We start from the raw sequence: 17479 nt of genomic DNA, 5'->3' as shown, positions 1-17479 counted from the left end.
TTTAATTGTCGAAAGAAAAAGATGTAGGAGCTGCCGAAGGCTGCGATCTTTTGATTTTGCTGGTCGTGTTTCAACCTCGATTCACTTTGTACAGCGATTGAAACAGCCGCATTACAGGCATAAAAAAACCGGCTATATCAGCCGGTTTTTTTGCGCCCGAAAAAAACTTATGCACCATTTTCCGCGTTTTATGTGTTTAGGAAATATGTATATAAATCATAAACTTAAAAACAAAAATCGCTACTTTTCGACAAAACGGTACACAGGTTATCCACAGAATCTCAGACAGCCACCTGATCACTGGCCGAGGGGGCCGCAGGGGCTGCCGGCAATGATCCCATTTCCCGCTGCATCTGCTCGTTCCAGGCTTGAACCCGGTCGTTCAGATCGGCAATGGCTCGCGGCCCGCTGCCTTCGGCATACATCGGCGCGCCGATGATCACGGTGATGACGCCCTGCTTCTTTGCCCAACCGGTTTTCGGCCAGAACTTGCCAGCATTGTGCGCAATCGGCAGCACGGGAAGCGCGGCGTTAACCGCCAACGCGGTGCCACCGCGTGAGAACTTGCCGATGGTGCCGTAGGGAACGCGCGTACCTTCAGGGAAGATCAGCACCCAAACGCCATCCTTGAGCAGTTCATCGCCCTTCTTGGCGACATGCTTGAGCGCAGCCTTCGGGTTGTCGCGGTCGATGGCGATCGGTCGCAGCATGGCCATGGCCCAGCCGAAGAACGGTACGTAGAGCAGTTCACGCTTGAGCACCTGGCTTAGCGGCTGGAAGTATGCCGAAAGGAAGAATGTTTCCCAGGTGCTCTGGTGGTTCGACTGAATCACGCAGGGCTGGTCCGGCACGTTCTCGGCGCCCTTCACTTCATAGCTGATGCCCAGAAAGACTTTGCTCAGCCACAAGGCGCAACGGCACCAGTACACGTTGATGAAGCGATAACGCGCCTTGAACGGCAGAAAAGGCGCGATAAAAAAGCTCAGGCTGCACCAGAGCAATGAAGTGGTGCCCAGCAACAGATAAAAGAGGAAAGTTCGGATGGCCTGCAGTATCGACATGGCGACGTTTACCGTGCGGGCTCTGCCCGTCTATATAAAGCGCACTCCCGATCAATCCTTGGCCAGGAACAATCGAAGCACTCTAATTGTGGATAAGTTCTGCGGCAATCGCCGCCAGATCGTCAAAAATCAAGGTGCCCACCGGTAGGGTCTTGCCCAAAGTCTTTTCGCCTTTCCCGGTCTTTACTAAAACTGGCTGAGAATCGACGGCTTTGGCGGCTTCCAGGTCACCAAGGGTATCGCCGACGAACCATAGATTAGTCAGCGACACGTTGTAATGCGCGGCGATGGTTTTCAACATCCCGGGTTTTGGCTTGCGGCAATCGCAGCCATCGTCCGGCCCGTGCGGGCAATAGACGATCAGCCCGACCTCACCGCCCTGCTCCGCCACGAGCGAGCGCAAGCGCTCGTGCATGGCGTCCAGGGTGGCGATGTCGTAATAGCCGCGAGCAATGCCCGACTGGTTGGTAGCCACCGCTACCGTCCAGCCGGCCTTGCTCAACTGCGCGATGGCTGCGATCGAACCGGGGAGTGGAATCCACTCCTCCACCGACTTGATATAAGCGTCGGAGTCGTAATTGATCACCCCGTCCCGATCGAGAATCAGCAGTTTCAAACAGTCTTACCCCAGCAGCGAAATGTCGGCGACGCCGAGGAACAGCCCACGCAGACGCGCCAGCAAGGCATAACGGTTGCCGCGGACTTTGGCATCTTCCGCGTTGACCATCACCGCCTCGAAGAACGCATCTACTGGCTCGCGCAAGGCAGCCAGACGTGCCAGCGATTCGCTGTACTGACGCGCGGCAGCCATCGGCTGTACAGCCTGGTCTGCCTGCTGGATCGCCGAGTACAGGGAGAATTCGTTGGCGTTGTCGAAGTACTTCGCTTCAACGAGCGTAGGAACAGTGCCTTCGACCTTGCTCAGCAAGTTCGAAACGCGCTTGTTCACGGCGGCCAGGGCAGCGGCTTCCGGCAATTTGCGGAAGGCCTCTACCGCTTGCACGCGCTGGTCGAAGTCCAGCGCCGAACCCGGTTTCAGGGCACGAACCGACAGGTAGGTGCCGACGTCGACACCTTCGTCTTCGTAACGGGCACGCAGACGGTCGAAGATGAATTCCAGCACCGAATCGTTGAGGCCGGCAGCCTTGACCTTGCTACCGAACGCATTCACGGCGAAAGCCACGGCGTCGTTCAGGTCGAGGTCGAGCTTCTTGTCGATCAGGATGCGCAACACGCCGAGTGCAGCACGGCGCAGGGCATACGGGTCTTTGCTACCGGTGGGCAGCATGCCGATACCGAAGATGCCGACCAGGGTGTCGAGCTTGTCGGCGATGGCCACGGCCGCACCGGTCAGGGTGGTCGGCAGTTCAGCGCCGGCACCGCGCGGCATGTACTGCTCGTTCAGCGCCAGTGCGACATCTTCCGGCTCGCCGTCATTGAGGGCGTAGTAGTAACCGGCGACACCTTGCATCTCCGGGAACTCACCGACCATCTCGGTCGCCAGGTCGCACTTGGACAACAGGCCGGCACGGGAAGCCCATGCTGCGTTGCCGCCAATGCGCTGAGCGATGAACGCAGCGAGTTTGGAAACGCGTTCGGCCTTGTCGCAGACGCTGCCGAGTTTTTCCTGGAACACCACGTTTTGCAGGCGCAGGTTGAAGTCTTCGAGTTTCTGCTTCTTGTCTTGCTTGAAGAAGAACTCGGCGTCGGTAAGGCGTGGGCGAACCACTTTCTCGTTACCGGCGATGATCTGCTGCGGGTCTTTGCTTTCGATGTTGGCCACGGTGATGAAACGTGGCAGCAACTTGCCGTCGGCATCCAGCAGGCAGAAGTACTTCTGGTTGTCCTGCATGGTGGTGATCAGGGCTTCTTGCGGCACGTCGAGGAAACGTTCTTCGAACGAGCACACCAGCGGCACCGGCCATTCAACCAGCGCGGTGACTTCGTCGAGCAAGGCTGGCGGCACGATGGCCGTACCTTCCTGCATCGTTGCCAACTCTTCGGTGCGCTTGCTGATCAGCTCGCGACGCTCGTTGGAGTCGGCCAGAACGTAAGCGGCACGCAGGTCGCTCAGGTAGTTGGCCGGCGAAGTGATGCGCACGCTTTCCGGGTGATGGAAGCGGTGACCACGGGAATCGCGACCGGCCTTCTGGGCGAGGATCGTGCAATCGATGACCTGGTCACCGAGCAGCATCACCAGCCACTGGGTCGGGCGAACGAATTCTTCCTTGCGAGCGCCCCAGCGCATGCGCTTTGGAATCGGCAAGTCGTTCAGGGAATCTTCGACGATGGTCGGCAGCAGGCTCGCGGTCGGTTTACCGGCGATGCTCTGGCTGTAGCGCAGTTTCGGGCCGCTCTGATCGATTTCGCTCAGGTCGACGCCGCACTTCTTGGCGAAGCCCAGTGCCGCCTGAGTCGGGTTGCCTTCGGCATCGAATGCGGCCTGACGTGGCGGGCCGTCGAGGTTGATGCTGCGATCCGGCTGCTGAGTGGCCAGATCGGTGATCAGCACGGCCAGACGACGCGGCGCGGCGTAGACGGTTTTGGTCTCGTAGTTCAGGCCAGCCGCTTGCAGGCCCTTGTCGATACCGGCAAGAAACGCCTCGGCCAGGGTGTTCAGGGCTTTGGGTGGCAGTTCTTCAGTGCCCAGTTCAACCAGAAAATCCAGAGCACTCATTGTGCAGCCTCCAGCTTAGCCAACACTTCATCACGCAGGTCCGGGGTCGCCATCGGGAAGCCCAGCTTGGCGCGAGCCAGCAGGTAGGCTTGCGCAACGGAACGCGCCAGGGTGCGCACGCGCAGAATGTATTGCTGACGCGCGGTCACCGAGATCGCCCGGCGCGCATCCAGCAGGTTGAAGGTATGGGAAGCCTTCAACACCATTTCATAGCTCGGCAACGGCAGCGGCTGGTCGAGTTCGATCAGGCGCTTGGCTTCGCTTTCGTAGAAATCGAACAGTTCGAACAGCTTTTCGACGTTGGCGTGTTCGAAGTTGTAGGTCGACTGCTCCACTTCGTTCTGGTGGAACACGTCGCCGTAGGTGACTTTGCCCATCGGGCCGTCAGCCCAGACCAGGTCGTAGACCGAGTCCACGCCTTGCAGGTACATGGCCAGACGCTCAAGACCGTAGGTGATCTCGCCGGTCACCGGGTAGCACTCGATGCCGCCCGCTTGCTGGAAGTACGTGAACTGCGTCACTTCCATGCCGTTGAGCCAGACTTCCCAGCCCAGGCCCCAGGCGCCCAGGGTTGGCGACTCCCAGTTGTCTTCGACGAAGCGAATGTCGTGAACCAACGGGTCCAGGCCGACATGCTTCAGGGAGCCCAGGTACAGTTCCTGGAAGTTGTCCGGGTTCGGCTTCAGAACTACCTGGAATTGGTAATAGTGCTGCAGACGGTTCGGGTTTTCGCCGTAGCGGCCGTCAGTCGGGCGACGACTGGGCTGCACATAAGCGGCGTTCCAGGTTTCCGGGCCAATGGCACGCAGGAATGTAGCAGTGTGGAAAGTGCCGGCGCCTACTTCCATATCGTAGGGCTGAAGTACCACACAACCTTGCTCGGCCCAGTATTGCTGGAGGGCGAGGATCAAGTCTTGGAAGGTACGCACGGCTGGCGTAGGCTGGCTCACGAAATTCACCTGTTTCTTGGGCTGCGATTTAAAGAGCGGGAGTATACCCGATTCGGTCCTGCGCACGCCCCCTGGAGCCTTATGCCACGCTGCTTTTGGTGTTCCGAAGATCCGCTATACATGGCTTATCACGATCAGGAGTGGGGCACGCCGCTACGCGATGCGCAGGGATTGTTCGAGTTGCTTTTGCTCGAAGGGTTCCAGGCCGGCCTTTCCTGGATCACCGTGCTGCGTAAACGCGAGCGCTATCGCGAGGTGATGTTCGGCTTCGACGTGCAGCGTGTGGCGCAGATGAGCGACGCGGAAATCGATGAATTGATGCTCGATCCGGGCATTATTCGCAATCGCCTCAAACTCAACGCCGCCCGGCGCAATGCCCAGGCCTGGCTGGCGCTGGAGGACCCGGTGGAGTTTCTCTGGTCCTTCGTCGGCGGCAAGCCGGTGATCAATCACTTCAAGGATCGCACTGAAGTGCCGGCCGTGACGCCGGTCGCCGTGGAGATGAGCAAAGGTTTGAAAAAGGCCGGTTTTACCTTCGTCGGTCCGACCATTTGCTACGCGCTGATGCAGGCCTCGGGCATGGTCATGGACCACACCCGGGATTGCGATCGCTACGCGGTGCTGGCGAACGGCGGTTAGAATGGCCGCCTCGCACACAGCACAAGATCAGGAGTGACCTGTGGATAAGTTGAAAGGCGCCTTGCTGGTAGGCGCTCTGCGGTTGTTTGCCCTGCTCCCGTGGCGGGCAGTGCAAGCGGTGGGCACGGCCATTGGCTGGTTCATGTGGAAAACCCCCAACCGTTCACGCGACGTGGTGCGGATCAATCTTGCCAAGTGTTTCCCGGACATGGACCCGGCCGAACGTGAGCGTCTGGTGGGCCAGAGCCTGAAAGACATCGGCAAGTCCCTGACCGAAAGCGCCTGCGCCTGGATCTGGCCGGCCCAGCGTTCCATCGACCTGGTGCGCGAAGTTGAAGGGCTCGACGTGCTGAAGGACGCCCTCGCCTCCGGCAAAGGTGTCGTTGGCATCACCAGCCACCTGGGCAACTGGGAAGTGTTGAACCACTTCTATTGCAGCCAGTGCAAACCGATCATTTTCTATCGTCCGCCGAAATTGAAGGCGGTGGATGATTTGCTGCGCAAGCAGCGCGTACAACTGGGTAACAAGGTCGCCGCGTCCACCAAGGAAGGCATCCTCAGTGTCATCAAGGAAGTGCGCAAAGGTGGTGCAGTGGGCATTCCCGCTGACCCGGAACCGGCCGAATCCGCCGGGATTTTCGTGCCGTTCTTCGCCACTCAGGCGTTGACCAGCAAGTTTGTGCCGAACATGTTGGCCGGTGGCAAAGCGGTCGGTGTGTTCCTGCATGCCCTGCGTCTGCCGGACGGTTCAGGCTACAAAGTGATCCTCGAAGCCGCGCCAGAGGCCATGTACAGCACCGATACCGAGACCTCCTGCGCGGCCATGAGCCAGGTGGTCGAGCGCTATGTGCGGGCGTATCCGAGCCAGTACATGTGGAGCATGAAGCGCTTCAAGAAGCGTCCACCCGGCGAAGAGCGCTGGTACTGACATAAATGGCACGATCTGTGGATAACCTGAACCTCCTGTAGGAGCGAGGCTTGCCCGCGAAGAGGCCATTAAATTCAACATTGATGTTGGATTGGAAATTGCCTTCGCGGGCAAGCCTCGCTCCTACAGAACGACGTTATCCACAACAGGTTCATATAAGGGCGCACGAAGATGTCCGAACAGCGCAAATCATTCCGCATCAAGATCAGCCACGAAAGCTTCGGCGAGTGCCTGGGCCAGACGCGGAACCTGTCGACCACAGGCGTCTACGTCAAGCATCCGCGCTTGTCGGCGTTGCCCAAGGGCGCGGTGGTTTATGGTCAGGTTCAGGACTTACCCACAGGCGCGCCGCGCGTGCGCATGGAAGTGGTGTTGGTGGATGCCGAGGGGATTGGCCTGCGTTATCTCTGATCAGTGCGCCTGACGCTCGAGCTTCTTCAGAAACACCGTCATCTCCTTCTCCGCCTGCTTGTCACCATGGGCACGGGCGGCTTCCAGTCCCTGCTCCCACGCCTGACGCGCAGCCGCAAAGTCAGCCAGCGCCAGATAGGCCTTGCCCAACAGCTTCCAGGCCGCCGAATACTTCGGATCGAACTCGACACAGCGCTGGAAATGTTCGGCCGCCTTGGCGTTTTCCCCCAGATCCAGATATCCCTTGCCGAGGCCGAAGCGCAGCAGTGAGTTATCCACACCCTTGGCGAGCATTTTTTCCAGGGATTCGATCATCGTAGGCACCTTTGATTTATGTGAGAATTTTGCGATCGCCTTCGCGGGCAAGCCTCGCTCCTACAGGTCTGTGCCGTACGCATAAATGTGAACGGCCAAAATCTGTAGGAGCGAGGCTTGCCCGCGAAGAGGCCAGATCAGCCAACGCAAAATTCAGATCAGAAAAAGCTCAACCCCACATGGAACAGCTTCTCCACATCGCGAATATGCTTTTTATCCACAAGGAACAGAATCACATGGTCGCCCGCCGCGATCACCGTGTCGTCATGCGCGATGATCACTTCCTCGTCGCGAATAATCGCGCCAATGGTCGTGCCCGGCGGCAGGCCGATGTTCTCAATGGCCTTGCCGATAACTTTGCTCGACTTCGCATCACCATGCGCAATCGCCTCGATGGCCTCCGCCGCGCCACGGCGCAGTGAGTGCACGCTGACGATATCGCCACGGCGCACGTGGGCCAACAAGGTGCCGATGGTCGCCAATTGCGGGCTGATGGCGATGTCGATATCGCCGCCCTGAATCAGATCGACGTAGGCCGGGTTGTTGATGATCGTCATCACCTTCTTCGCGCCCAGGCGCTTGGCCAGTAGCGAGGACATGATGTTGGCTTCGTCGTCGTTGGTCAGGGCCAGGAACAGGTCGGCGTCGGCGATGTTCTCTTCCAGCAGCAGATCCCGGTCCGATGCGCTGCCCTGCAGGACCACGGTGCTGTCGAGATTGTCCGAGAGATGACGGCAGCGCGCCGGGTTCATCTCGATGATCTTCACTTGGTAACGGCTTTCGATGGCCTCGGCCAGTCGCTCGCCAATCTGCCCGCCGCCAGCGATGACGATGCGTTTGTAGGTTTCGTCGAGACGGCGCATTTCACTCATGACCGCACGAATATTCGCCTTGGCGGCGATGAAAAAGACTTCGTCGTCGGCCTCGATCACCGTGTCGCCCTGGGGCAGGATCGGCCGGTCACGTCGGAAAATCGCCGCGACGCGGGTTTCGACATTCGGCATGTGTTCGCGCAACTGACGCAACTGCTGGCCCACCAATGGACCGCCGTAATAGGCTTTTACCGCGACCAATTGGGCTTTGCCTTCGGCGAAGTCGATCACCTGCAAGGCACCCGGATGCTCGATCAGGCGCTTGATGTAGTTGGTGACCACCTGTTCGGGGCTGATCAGCACATCTACCGGGATCGCTTCGTTGTTGAACAGCCCGCCGCGTGTCAGGTACGCGGCTTCGCGGACCCGGGCGATCTTGGTCGGGGTATGGAACAGCGTGTGGGCGACCTGGCAGGCGACCATGTTGGTCTCGTCGCTGTTGGTCACGGCCACCAGCATGTCGGCATCGTCCGCCCCGGCCTGACGCAGCACGGTCGGAAACGACGCGCGGCCCTGCACGGTGCGAATGTCCAGCCGATCGCCGAGGTCGCGCAGGCGTTCGCCATCGGTGTCGACCACAGTGATGTCGTTGGCCTCGCTGGCCAAGTGTTCTGCCAGCGAACCGCCGACCTGCCCCGCACCGAGGATGATGATTTTCATCCAGTCACTCCATTGAATCCGTTTAACCGCGCGCGGCGGCGATCTTGATCAGCTTGGCGTAGTAGAACCCGTCGTGGCCGCCTTCCTGGGCCAGCAATTGGCGGCCGTGAGGCTGCTTGATGCCAGCCGTCGTGGCGAGGTCCAGTTCGCGGGCACCCGGTGTGCGGGCGAGGAAGGCTTCGATGACCTCGGTGTTCTCGGTCGGCAGTGTGGAACAGGTGGCGTAAAGCAGAATCCCGCCGACGTCCAAAGTTATCCACATCGCGTCGAGCAGTTCGCCCTGCAACACCGCCAGCGCGGTGATGTCGTCGGGTTGGCGGGTCAGCTTGATGTCCGGGTGACGGCGGATCACGCCGGTGGCCGAGCACGGCGCGTCGAGCAGAATGCGCTGGAACGGTTTGCCGTCCCACCAGGTCGCGGTGTCGCGGCCATCGGCGGCGATCAGTTCAGCGCTCAAGCCCAAGCGTGCGAGGTTTTCCCGCACCCGCACCAAGCGCTTGGCTTCCAGGTCCACCGCGACCACGCCGGCGAGTGCCGGCTCGGCCTCAAGGATGTGGCAGGTCTTGCCGCCCGGGGCGCAGCAGGCATCCCGCACGCGTTGACCGGGTGCCAGATCGAGCAGGTCAGCGGCCAATTGCGCCGCTTCGTCCTGCACGCTGATCCAGCCTTCGGCGAAACCCGGCAGGCAGTGCACGTCGGCGGCGGCGTCGAGGATGATGCCGTCCGGACTGTAAACACACGGTGTGGCGGCGATACCGGCGTCGCTCAGCAACCCGAGGTAAGCATCGCGGGTGTGATGGCGACGGTTGACCCGCAAAATCATCGGCGGATGTGCGTTGTTCGCCGCGCAAATGGCTTCCCATTGCTCAGGCCAGAACGCCTTCAGCGATTTTTGCAGCCAGCGCGGATGAGCGGTGCGCACCACCGGGTCGTGTTCCAGTTCGGCCAACAGCGCCTCGCTTTCGCGCTGGGCGCGGCGCAGCACGGCGTTGAGCAAGGCCTTGGCCCAAGGCTTTTTCAGCTTGTCGGCGCAACCCACGGTTTCGCCGATGGCAGCGTGGGCGGGAACGCGGGTATAGAGCAGTTGATAGAGACCGACCAGCAACAGCGCTTCGACATCGGCGTCCGCCGCTTTGAACGGCTTTTGCAGCAACTTGGCCGCCAGCGCCGACAAACGCGGCTGCCAGCGAGCGGTGCCGAACGCCAAGTCTTGGGTGAAGCCGCGATCGCGGTCTTCGACCTTGTCCATTTGTGTCGGCAGGGAACTGTTGAGTGAGGCTTTTCCGTTAAGAACTGCAGCAAGTGCCTTGGCGGCGGCCAGACGTGGATTCATTGAGCGTCCGCCGTTTGGCCGAGCACGGTGCCGACGGCAAATTTCTCACGACGGCTGTTGAACAAGTCGCTGAAGTTCAGCGCCTTGCCACCGGGCAATTGCAGACGGGTCAGGCACAGGGCTTGTTCGCCGCAGGCAACGATCAAACCGTCCTTGCTGGCGCTGAGGATTTGCCCCGGTGCGCCCTGCCCTTCGGCAAGGCTCGCGGCCAGCACTTTCAGGGTTTCGCCGTTCAGCGTGCTGTGGGTGATTGGCCACGGATTGAAGGCGCGGACCAGGCGTTCCAGCTCAACCGCCGGACGGCTCCAGTCGATGCGCGCTTCATCTTTGTTCAATTTGTGAGCATACGTGGCGAGGCTGTCGTCCTGCACTTCGCCTTCCAGCGTTCCGGCAGCGAGGCCGGCGATCGCTTGAACAACGGCCGGTGGACCCATTTCCGCCAGACGGTCGTGGAGGCTGCCGCCGGTGTCTTCAGCGGTGATCGGCGTGGTGACTTTCAGCAGCATCGGCCCGGTGTCGAGGCCCAGCTCCATGCGCATCACGGTCACGCCGCTTTCGGCATCGCCCGCTTCAACGGCGCGCTGGATCGGCGCCGCACCGCGCCAGCGTGGCAACAAGGACGCGTGGCTGTTGATGCAGCCCAGGCGCGGAATATCCAGCACCACTTGCGGCAGGATCAGGCCGTAGGCGACCACCACCAGCAAATCGGGCTTCAACGCAGCCAGTTCAGCCTGAGCGTCTTCGTTGCGCAGGGTCGGCGGCTGCAACACCGGGATACTGTTTTCCAACGCCAACTGCTTGACCGGGCTCGGCATCAGTTTTTGCCCGCGACCTGCCGGACGGTCCGGTTGGGTGTAGACCGCGATGATCTCGAAAGGGCTGTCGAGCAGGGCCTTGAGGTGTTCGGCGGCGAATTCCGGGGTGCCGGCAAAGACGATGCGCAGTGGCTCAGTCATGGAAGCTCTCTATTACAAAGCAGTCGCAAAAGAAAAAGGCTTGCCGCAGCAAGCCTTTGAAAGAGGGGCATCAAGCGTTCTGGCGATGGAGCTTTTCCAGTTTCTTTTTGATTCGGTCGCGTTTGAGACTGGACAGGTAGTCGACGAACAATTTGCCGTTGAGGTGGTCGCATTCATGCTGGATGCACACCGCGAGCAGGCCTTCGGCGATCAGTTCGTAAGGCTGGCCGTCGCGGTCCAGGGCCTTGATCTTGACCTTCTGCGGGCGGTCGACGTTTTCGTAGAAGCCTGGCACCGAGAGGCAGCCTTCCTGGTATTGCTCCATTTCGTCGGTCAGGGTTTCGAACTCGGGGTTGATGAACACCCGGGGCTCGCTGCGGTCTTCGGAGAGGTCCATCACGACAATCCGTTTGTGCACGTTGACCTGGGTCGCGGCGAGGCCGATGCCTGGCGCTTCATACATTGTTTCAAACATGTCATCGACCAACTGACGCACTTCGTCGTCCACTACGGCCACAGGTTTGGCGATAGTGCGCAGGCGTGAGTCGGGGAATTCGAGGATGTCTAAAATGGCCATAAGCTTAATTGCTGCACGTGTGAGGTAAAGTCGGGTCGATGGCCTGGCGGGTCAGAAGATGCCGGCTACCGTTGTAAAACGTAGCTCCCTTTTCAGTCATGAACGGGGAGCGAGCCACGAGGGCTCTGGCGTTCTACGCGAATGCACATAATAAAGGGATTCACCGCATGAGGAAATCACTACTCGCCTTGCTCCTTCTGGCCTCGGCCGGTTTTGCGCATGGGCAAGTGCAACTCAAGGAAGGTTTTCCACAGCAATACACAGTGGTAACGGGTGACACACTCTGGGACATCTCCGGAAAATTCCTTCGTGAGCCGTGGAAATGGCCCGAGCTTTGGCAGGCCAATCCACAGGTCGAAAACCCCAACCTCATCTACCCCGGCGATTTGCTGTCGCTGGTCTACGTCAACGGCCAGCCGCGACTGACCCTCAATCGCGGGGCTTCCCGGGGCACCATCAAGCTGTCGCCGCGTATTCGCAGCAGCCCGGTGGCCGATGCGATCCCGAGCATTCCGCTGCAATCGATCAACAGCTTTCTGCTGAGTAACCGCATCGTCGATAAGGTCGAGGATTTCGACAAGGCGCCCTACATCGTCGCCGGCGATGCCGAACGGGTGCTCAGCGGCACCGGTGACCGCATCTTCGCCCGCGGCCATTTCGACCCGAATCAACCGGTCTACGGCATCTTCCGCCAAGGCAAGGTCTACACCGATCCCGACAGCAAAGAGTTCTTGGGGATCAACGCCGACGACATCGGCGGCGGTGAAATTGTCGCCACCGAAGGCGACGTTGCCACCCTGGCATTGCAACGCACGACCCAGGAAGTGCGCCTCGGCGACCGTTTGTTCAGCGGTGAAGAGCGCTCGATCAACTCGACCTTCATGCCCAGTGCACCCAAAAGCCAGATCAATGGGTTGATCATCGACGTGCCGCGCGGCGTGACCCAGATCGGCGCCATGGATGTGGTGACGCTGAACAAGGGCCAGCGCGATGGCCTGGCCGAGGGCAACGTGTTGGTGGTGATGAAAACGGGTGAAACCGTGCGCGATCGAATCACCGGTCAACCGCTGAAAATTCCCGATGAGCGTGCGGGTTTGCTGATGGTGTTCCGTACTTACGACAAACTCAGTTACGGCTTGGTGCTGAACGCATCGCGGTCCCTGGCGGTGATGGACAAGGTGCGAAATCCTTAGCCTGCTCCACAAGTTACCAACAGAGTTATCCACAGCTTATTCCCGTTTGAACGGGGCTCATAACGATCAAGGATGATCCATGTCGCTGCCTGCATTTGCACCGGTTTCCCCAGCGGAACTGGAAGCTCGTTTACGTTTGCATCGCTTGCCGGAACTCGGCCCGGTGCGTTTCAAGAAATTGCTCGAGGCCTTCGGCTCGGCGTCCAAAGCCATCAGTGCGCCGGCCAGTGCCTGGCGTTCGCTCGGCCTGCCGCTCGCTTGCTCAGAGGCTCGGCGATCCAGTGAAATCCGCGATGGCGCGAGCCATGCATTGGCCTGGCTAGAGCGTCCGGGCCAGCATTTACTGATGTGGGACCAACCCGAGTACCCGGCGCTGCTGGCAGAAATCAATGATGCACCGCCGCTATTATTCGTGGCGGGAGATCCAGACATTCTGGAAAAACCGCAATTGGCGATGGTCGGGAGCCGTCGCGCTTCCCGGCCAGGCATGGACACCGCAGCCGCGGTTTCCCGCAGTTTGGCCAGCGCCGGTTTCGTGATTACCAGCGGCCTGGCCCTGGGCATCGATGCCGCCGCGCATCAGGCAGCTTTGGACGGTGGCGGGCGAACGGTGGGTGTACTTGGCACGGGACTTGAAAAGTTTTATCCACAGCGCAATCGACGCCTGGCTGACGCGATGATTGCCTCGGGTAGCGCGGTGCTTTCGGAGTTCCCGTTGGATGCCGGTCCTAGCGCCAGCAACTTCCCACGGCGCAATCGAATCATCAGCGGTTTATCCCTCGGCGTGCTGGTGGTCGAGGCCAGTGTCGCCAGCGGTTCGTTGATCACGGCAAGGCTGGCGGCGGAGCAAGGGCGCGAGGTGTATGCGATTCCGGGGTCGATTCATCATCCCGGTGCCCGTGGTTGTCATCAGTTGATTCGCGACGGTGCGGTATTGGTGGAAACCATCGAGCACATCCTGGAGGCCTTGCGCGGGTGGCAACGGCTGCCGTTATCCACAGCGGCGACGTCGGCCATGCCGAGCCATCCGCTGCTTTTGCTGCTCCACGCGGCACCCCACACCAGTGAAGCGCTGGCCGACAGCAGCGGCTGGACCTTGCCGAAGGTACTGGCAGCGTTGACCGAACTGGAAATGGATGGCCGGGCGGTCTGCGAAAACGGGCGCTGGTTTGCGCGGGTGAGCTAGGTTTTATAATGAAGATCGGTAAACTGCGCAGAGCCTTATTCCGGAGAGTTTTTCATGGTTAACAGTTGGCGTGTGCAACAAGCCGCACGAGCCATTCGCGCAGGCGCGGTGATTGCCTACCCAACCGAAGCTGTCTGGGGCCTGGGATGCGACCCGTGGGATGAAGAGGCGGTGGATCGATTGCTGATGATCAAGGGTCGGTCTGTGGAAAAGGGCCTGATTTTGGTCGCCGACAACATTCGACAGTTCGACTTCCTTTTCGAAGACTTCCCCGAATTGTGGATGGACCGTATGGCCAGCACTTGGCCGGGGCCGAATACCTGGCTGGTGCCGCACCAGAATATGTTGCCGCAATGGATTACTGGCGTGCATGAGACGGTGGCATTGCGAGTCAGCGATCACCCGCAGGTGCGGGATTTGTGCGCGGTGGTCGGGCCTCTGGTATCGACTTCCGCCAACCCGCAGGGCCGGCCGGCAGCGCGTACGCGGATTCGCATCGAGCAGTATTTCCGAGGGCAGCTTGATTTGGTGATGGGCGGGAGTCTGGGTGGGCGCAAGAATCCGAGCGTGATTCGCGACGTGGCGACTGGCAAGGTTTTGCGCCAGGATTGAGACCGCGTCATCGTTCTTCGCGGGCAAGCCTCGCTCCTACAGGTCAGTCGACACAACCGAGATCCTGTAGGAGCGAGGCTTGCCCGCGAAGGCGTCCTCAAGGCAACAAAACAGTCGAACCCGTCGTGCGCCGCGCCGACAACTCGGTCTGCGCCTTCGCCGCTTCAGCCAATGGATACTTCTGGCTGATATCCACTTTCACCTTGCCGCTGATGATCATCTCAAACAGCTCATCCGCCATGCGCTGCAGGTTCTCGGCGTTGTTGGCATAGGTCGCCAGGGTCGGCCGGGTCACGTACAGCGAACCCTTCGCCGAAAGAATCCCCAGATTCACTCCATCCACCGCACCTGATGCATTACCAAAGCTCACCACCAAGCCACGCGGCGAAACGCTGTCGAGCGACGTCAGCCAGGTGTCCTTGCCGACGCCGTCGTACACCACCGGGACTTTTTTGCCGTCAGTCAATTCCAGTACGCGTTGTGCGACGTTTTCATGGCTGTAGTCGATGGTCGCCCACGCGCCGTTGGCTTTGGCCAGCGCGGCTTTCTCCGGCGAGCTGACGGTGCCGATCAGCTTCACGCCCAAGGCCTTGGCCCATTGGCAGGCCAGGGAACCGACACCCCCCGCAGCGGCGTGGAACAGGATGGTTTCGCCACCCTTGAGTTCATAAGTCTGACGCAGCAGGTACTGCACGGTCAGGCCCTTGAGCATCACGCCGGCCGCTTGTTCGAAGCTGATGGCGTCCGGCAGAAGCACCAGATTGGCCTCCGGCAAGACGTGAACATCGCTGTAGGCGCCCAGCGGTCCGCTGCCATACGCCCCGCGATCACCGACCTTGAAGCGGGTGCCTTCACTGCCCACCGCCTCGACCACGCCCGCGCCTTCCGAACCCAGGCCCGATGGCAGGGCCGGGAGCGGATAGAGGCCGCTACGGAAATAGGTGTCGATGAAGTTCAGGCCGATGGCCTTGTTGGTCACACGTACCTGCTGCGGGCCGGGCTCTGCGGGTTGGTAATCAACATACTCGAGCACTTCGGGGCCGCCATGGGCGCGGAACTGGATACGCTTAGCCATCTGCCTACTCCTTGGTTCATGTTTCTTGGGACATAAGACGAAGCGCCCTATCGAACTCCTAACCTTGACCTTCGTCAACTGCGAAGGGTCGACCTGCGATGTTATGCTACGCGCCCATTTGCGCCGGCCCCCGCTTCAATGGAGCCCGCGTAGCTTTGCCCGATTCAAGGTGATGCCATGACTACCCGCACCGAGGCCGTAAAAGCCTCCCTGCTCGACCTGCAAGACCGCATTTGCGCTGCCCTGGAAGCCGAGGACGGCGGCACACGCTTCGTCGAAGACGCCTGGACCCGGCCTGCCGGCGGTGGCGGTCGCACGCGCGTGATTGAAAACGGCACGGTCATCGAAAAGGGCGGCGTCAACTTTTCCCACGTGTTCGGCAGCGGTCTCCCACCGTCCGCCAGCGCCCATCGGCCAGAACTGGCCGGGCGTGGCTTCGAAGCCTTGGGCGTGTCCTTGGTGATTCACCCGCACAACCCGCATGTACCGACTTCCCACGCCAACGTGCGCTTTTTCATCGCTGAAAAAGAAGGTGAAGAGCCGGTCTGGTGGTTCGGCGGCGGCTTCGACCTGACCCCTTATTACGGCAACGTCGAGGACTGCGTGCATTGGCACCGCGTCGCCGAACAGGCCTGCGCGCCGTTCGGCCCGGACGTCTACTCGCGTTACAAGGCCTGGTGCGACAGCTACTTCCACATCAAGCATCGCCACGAGCCGCGCGGCATCGGCGGCCTGTTCTTCGATGACTTGAACGAGTGGGACTTCGACACCAGTTTCGCGTTTATGCGTGCAATCGGTGACGCCTACATTGATGCCTACCTGCCGATCGTGCAGCGCCGCAAAAACGATGCGTTCACCGCCAAACAGCGCGAATTCCAGGAATTCCGCCGTGGCCGCTACGTCGAATTCATCCTGGTCTACGACCGCGGCACGCTGTTCGGCCTGCAATCGGGCGGGCGTACCGAGTCGATCCTCATGTCGCTACCGCCGCAAGTACGCTGGAGCTATGACTGGAAAGCCGAGCCGGGCAGCGAAGAAGCACGGCTGACCGAGTTCTTCCTGCAAGATCGCGATTGGTTGGCTGAAGTCTGAATTCTGCATTGATGGAGCTGGCGCTCAGATCGCAGCCTGCAGCAGCTCCTACAGGTGAGGTGTTGATGGATCGTTATGTTGTTTTTGGTAACCCGATTGGCCACAGCAAGTCGCCGCTGATCCATCGTCTGTTCGCCGAGCAAACCGCTCAGGCATTGGACTACAGCACTTCGCTGGCGCCGCTTGACGACTTTTCCGACTTTGCACGGGCTTTTTTCCTTGAGGGTCGTGGGGCGAATGTGACCGTGCCGTTCAAGGAAGAGGCTTATCGCCTGGCGCACAGCCTGACGGCGCGGGCGCAGCGGGCCGGTGCGGTCAACACCCTGAGCAAACAGGCCGATGGCAGTCTGCTGGGTGACAACACCGATGGCGCCGGGTTGGTGCGGGACCTGACGGTCAACGCCGGTTTCAGCCTCAAGGGTAAACGCATCCTGTTGCTGGGTGCCGGCGGCGCGGTGCGTGGTGCGCTGGAGCCGTTGCTGGCGGAACAGCCGGCGTCGGTGATCATCGCCAACCGCACGGTGGAAAAAGCCGAGTTGCTGGCGGAATTGTTTTCTGACCTGGGCCCGGTATCGGCCAGTGGTTTCGACTGGTTGCAGGAGTCGGTGGACCTGATCATCAACGCGACCTCCGCGAGCCTGACAGGCGAAGTACCGCCGATTGCCAGCAGCTTGATCGAGCCGGGCAAGACGGTGTGCTACGACATGATGTACGGCAAGGAACCGACCTCGTTCTGCCGCTGGGCCAGCGAGCATGGCGCGGCGGTGTCGATGGACGGGTTGGGGATGTTGGCCGAGCAAGCGGCTGAGGCGTTTTATCTGTGGCGTGGTGTGCGCCCGGATACCGCGCCGGTGCTGGCCGAACTCCGCCGCCAACTGGCCCTTTAAAAGCATCGCGGGCAAGCCTGCTCCCACAGGTTTCGGTGATCCTTGTGGGAGCGGG

18 protein-coding genes are annotated in these 17479 nt (G+C 60.5%); 8 read left to right on the top strand and 10 right to left on the bottom strand.

All coding sequences use genetic code 11. The features are described 5' to 3' along the window. Nucleotides 1-281 precede the first annotated feature (281 nt). The 4 genes from AEQ67_RS10225 to glyQ all read right to left on the bottom strand — a co-directional run bounded on the left by AEQ67_RS10225 (nt 282) and on the right by glyQ (nt 4688). A complete protein-coding gene (locus tag AEQ67_RS10225; protein WP_059403760.1) occupies nt 282-1061 on the bottom strand; it encodes a lysophospholipid acyltransferase family protein in 780 nt (259 codons plus the stop codon). 82 nt (nt 1062-1143) lie between these two features. Beyond that, nucleotides 1144-1677 (bottom strand): D-glycero-beta-D-manno-heptose 1,7-bisphosphate 7-phosphatase, encoded by a 534-nt coding sequence (gene gmhB / locus AEQ67_RS10220; RefSeq protein WP_059403759.1) that lies wholly within the window; start codon nt 1675-1677, stop codon nt 1144-1146. Between the two features lie 6 nt (nt 1678-1683). Next, nucleotides 1684-3738: a glycine--tRNA ligase subunit beta gene (gene glyS / locus AEQ67_RS10215; RefSeq protein ID WP_059403758.1), complete on the bottom strand. Its 2055-nt coding sequence runs from the start codon at nt 3736-3738 to the stop codon at nt 1684-1686. Next, complete coding sequence (gene glyQ, locus AEQ67_RS10210) at nt 3735-4688, bottom strand: glycine--tRNA ligase subunit alpha (RefSeq protein ID WP_008155694.1); 954 nt, start codon at nt 4686-4688, stop codon at nt 3735-3737. The genes glyS and glyQ overlap by 4 nt, the downstream gene beginning before the upstream one ends. 81 nt (nt 4689-4769) lie before the next feature. Between glyQ and tag the strand changes: the two genes are divergently transcribed. From tag to AEQ67_RS10195, 3 genes are all read left to right on the top strand, one after another. After that, nucleotides 4770-5327 (top strand): DNA-3-methyladenine glycosylase I, encoded by a 558-nt coding sequence (tag, locus tag AEQ67_RS10205; protein WP_059403757.1) that lies wholly within the window; start codon nt 4770-4772, stop codon nt 5325-5327. A 40-nt stretch (nt 5328-5367) separates the two neighbouring features. Continuing rightward, the gene (locus AEQ67_RS10200; RefSeq protein ID WP_059403756.1) at nt 5368-6255 is read left to right on the top strand and encodes a lysophospholipid acyltransferase; all 888 of its coding nucleotides are present in this window, start codon (nt 5368-5370) and stop codon (nt 6253-6255) included. A 171-nt stretch (nt 6256-6426) separates the two neighbouring features. Next, the gene (locus AEQ67_RS10195; protein WP_059403755.1) at nt 6427-6666 is read left to right on the top strand and encodes a PilZ domain-containing protein; all 240 of its coding nucleotides are present in this window, start codon (nt 6427-6429) and stop codon (nt 6664-6666) included. Here the strand turns inward: AEQ67_RS10195 and AEQ67_RS10190 are convergent, their stop codons facing one another. The 5 genes from AEQ67_RS10190 to def form a co-directional block, all read right to left on the bottom strand. Further along, a complete protein-coding gene (locus tag AEQ67_RS10190; RefSeq protein ID WP_059403754.1) occupies nt 6667-6981 on the bottom strand; it encodes a tetratricopeptide repeat protein in 315 nt (104 codons plus the stop codon). It lies immediately after the preceding gene. Nucleotides 6982-7139: 158 nt separating this feature from the next. Then, nucleotides 7140-8513, bottom strand: coding sequence for a Trk system potassium transporter TrkA (trkA, locus tag AEQ67_RS10185; protein WP_059403753.1), 1374 nt, complete (start codon nt 8511-8513; stop codon nt 7140-7142). Nucleotides 8514-8535: 22 nt separating this feature from the next. After that, entirely contained in the window at nt 8536-9846 is a 1311-nt protein-coding gene (rsmB, locus tag AEQ67_RS10180) for a 16S rRNA (cytosine(967)-C(5))-methyltransferase RsmB (RefSeq protein ID WP_059403752.1), read from the bottom strand. Further along, complete coding sequence (fmt, locus tag AEQ67_RS10175; protein ID WP_059403751.1) at nt 9843-10802, bottom strand: methionyl-tRNA formyltransferase; 960 nt, start codon at nt 10800-10802, stop codon at nt 9843-9845. Before fmt ends, rsmB begins: the two co-directional genes overlap by 4 nt. 70 nt (nt 10803-10872) lie before the next feature. Continuing rightward, nucleotides 10873-11379: a peptide deformylase gene (gene def / locus AEQ67_RS10170; protein WP_027926190.1), complete on the bottom strand. Its 507-nt coding sequence runs from the start codon at nt 11377-11379 to the stop codon at nt 10873-10875. 167 nt (nt 11380-11546) lie between these two features. On the opposite strand from def, the gene AEQ67_RS10165 reads away from it, so the two are divergent. From AEQ67_RS10165 to AEQ67_RS10155, 3 genes are all read left to right on the top strand, one after another. Next, nucleotides 11547-12572, top strand: a complete 1026-nt coding sequence (locus tag AEQ67_RS10165; protein ID WP_059403750.1) for a LysM peptidoglycan-binding domain-containing protein — start codon at nt 11547-11549, stop codon at nt 12570-12572. Between the two features lie 79 nt (nt 12573-12651). Then, nucleotides 12652-13758: a DNA-processing protein DprA gene (dprA, locus tag AEQ67_RS10160; protein ID WP_059403749.1), complete on the top strand. Its 1107-nt coding sequence runs from the start codon at nt 12652-12654 to the stop codon at nt 13756-13758. Between the two features lie 54 nt (nt 13759-13812). Beyond that, nucleotides 13813-14370, top strand: coding sequence for an L-threonylcarbamoyladenylate synthase (locus AEQ67_RS10155; protein ID WP_059403748.1), 558 nt, complete (start codon nt 13813-13815; stop codon nt 14368-14370). A 97-nt stretch (nt 14371-14467) separates the two neighbouring features. On the opposite strand, the gene AEQ67_RS10150 is transcribed toward AEQ67_RS10155, so the two are convergent. Further along, entirely contained in the window at nt 14468-15445 is a 978-nt protein-coding gene (locus tag AEQ67_RS10150) for an NADPH:quinone reductase (RefSeq protein ID WP_059403747.1), read from the bottom strand. A gap of 177 nt (nt 15446-15622) precedes the next feature. On the opposite strand from AEQ67_RS10150, the gene hemF reads away from it, so the two are divergent. Together hemF and aroE are read left to right on the top strand one after the other, a co-directional pair. Next, a complete protein-coding gene (gene hemF, locus AEQ67_RS10145; RefSeq protein WP_059403746.1) occupies nt 15623-16537 on the top strand; it encodes an oxygen-dependent coproporphyrinogen oxidase in 915 nt (304 codons plus the stop codon). A gap of 65 nt (nt 16538-16602) precedes the next feature. Continuing rightward, the gene (aroE, locus tag AEQ67_RS10140; RefSeq protein WP_059403745.1) at nt 16603-17424 is read left to right on the top strand and encodes a shikimate dehydrogenase; all 822 of its coding nucleotides are present in this window, start codon (nt 16603-16605) and stop codon (nt 17422-17424) included. Nucleotides 17425-17479 lie beyond the last annotated feature (55 nt).

Origin of the sequence: Pseudomonas sp. RIT-PI-q, assembly GCF_001297125.1 — a bacterium.
GTDB lineage: Bacteria > Pseudomonadota > Gammaproteobacteria > Pseudomonadales > Pseudomonadaceae > Aquipseudomonas.
The sequence above is the reverse complement of the archived record's forward strand: the minus strand, read 5'-3'. Positions and strand labels throughout refer to the sequence as shown.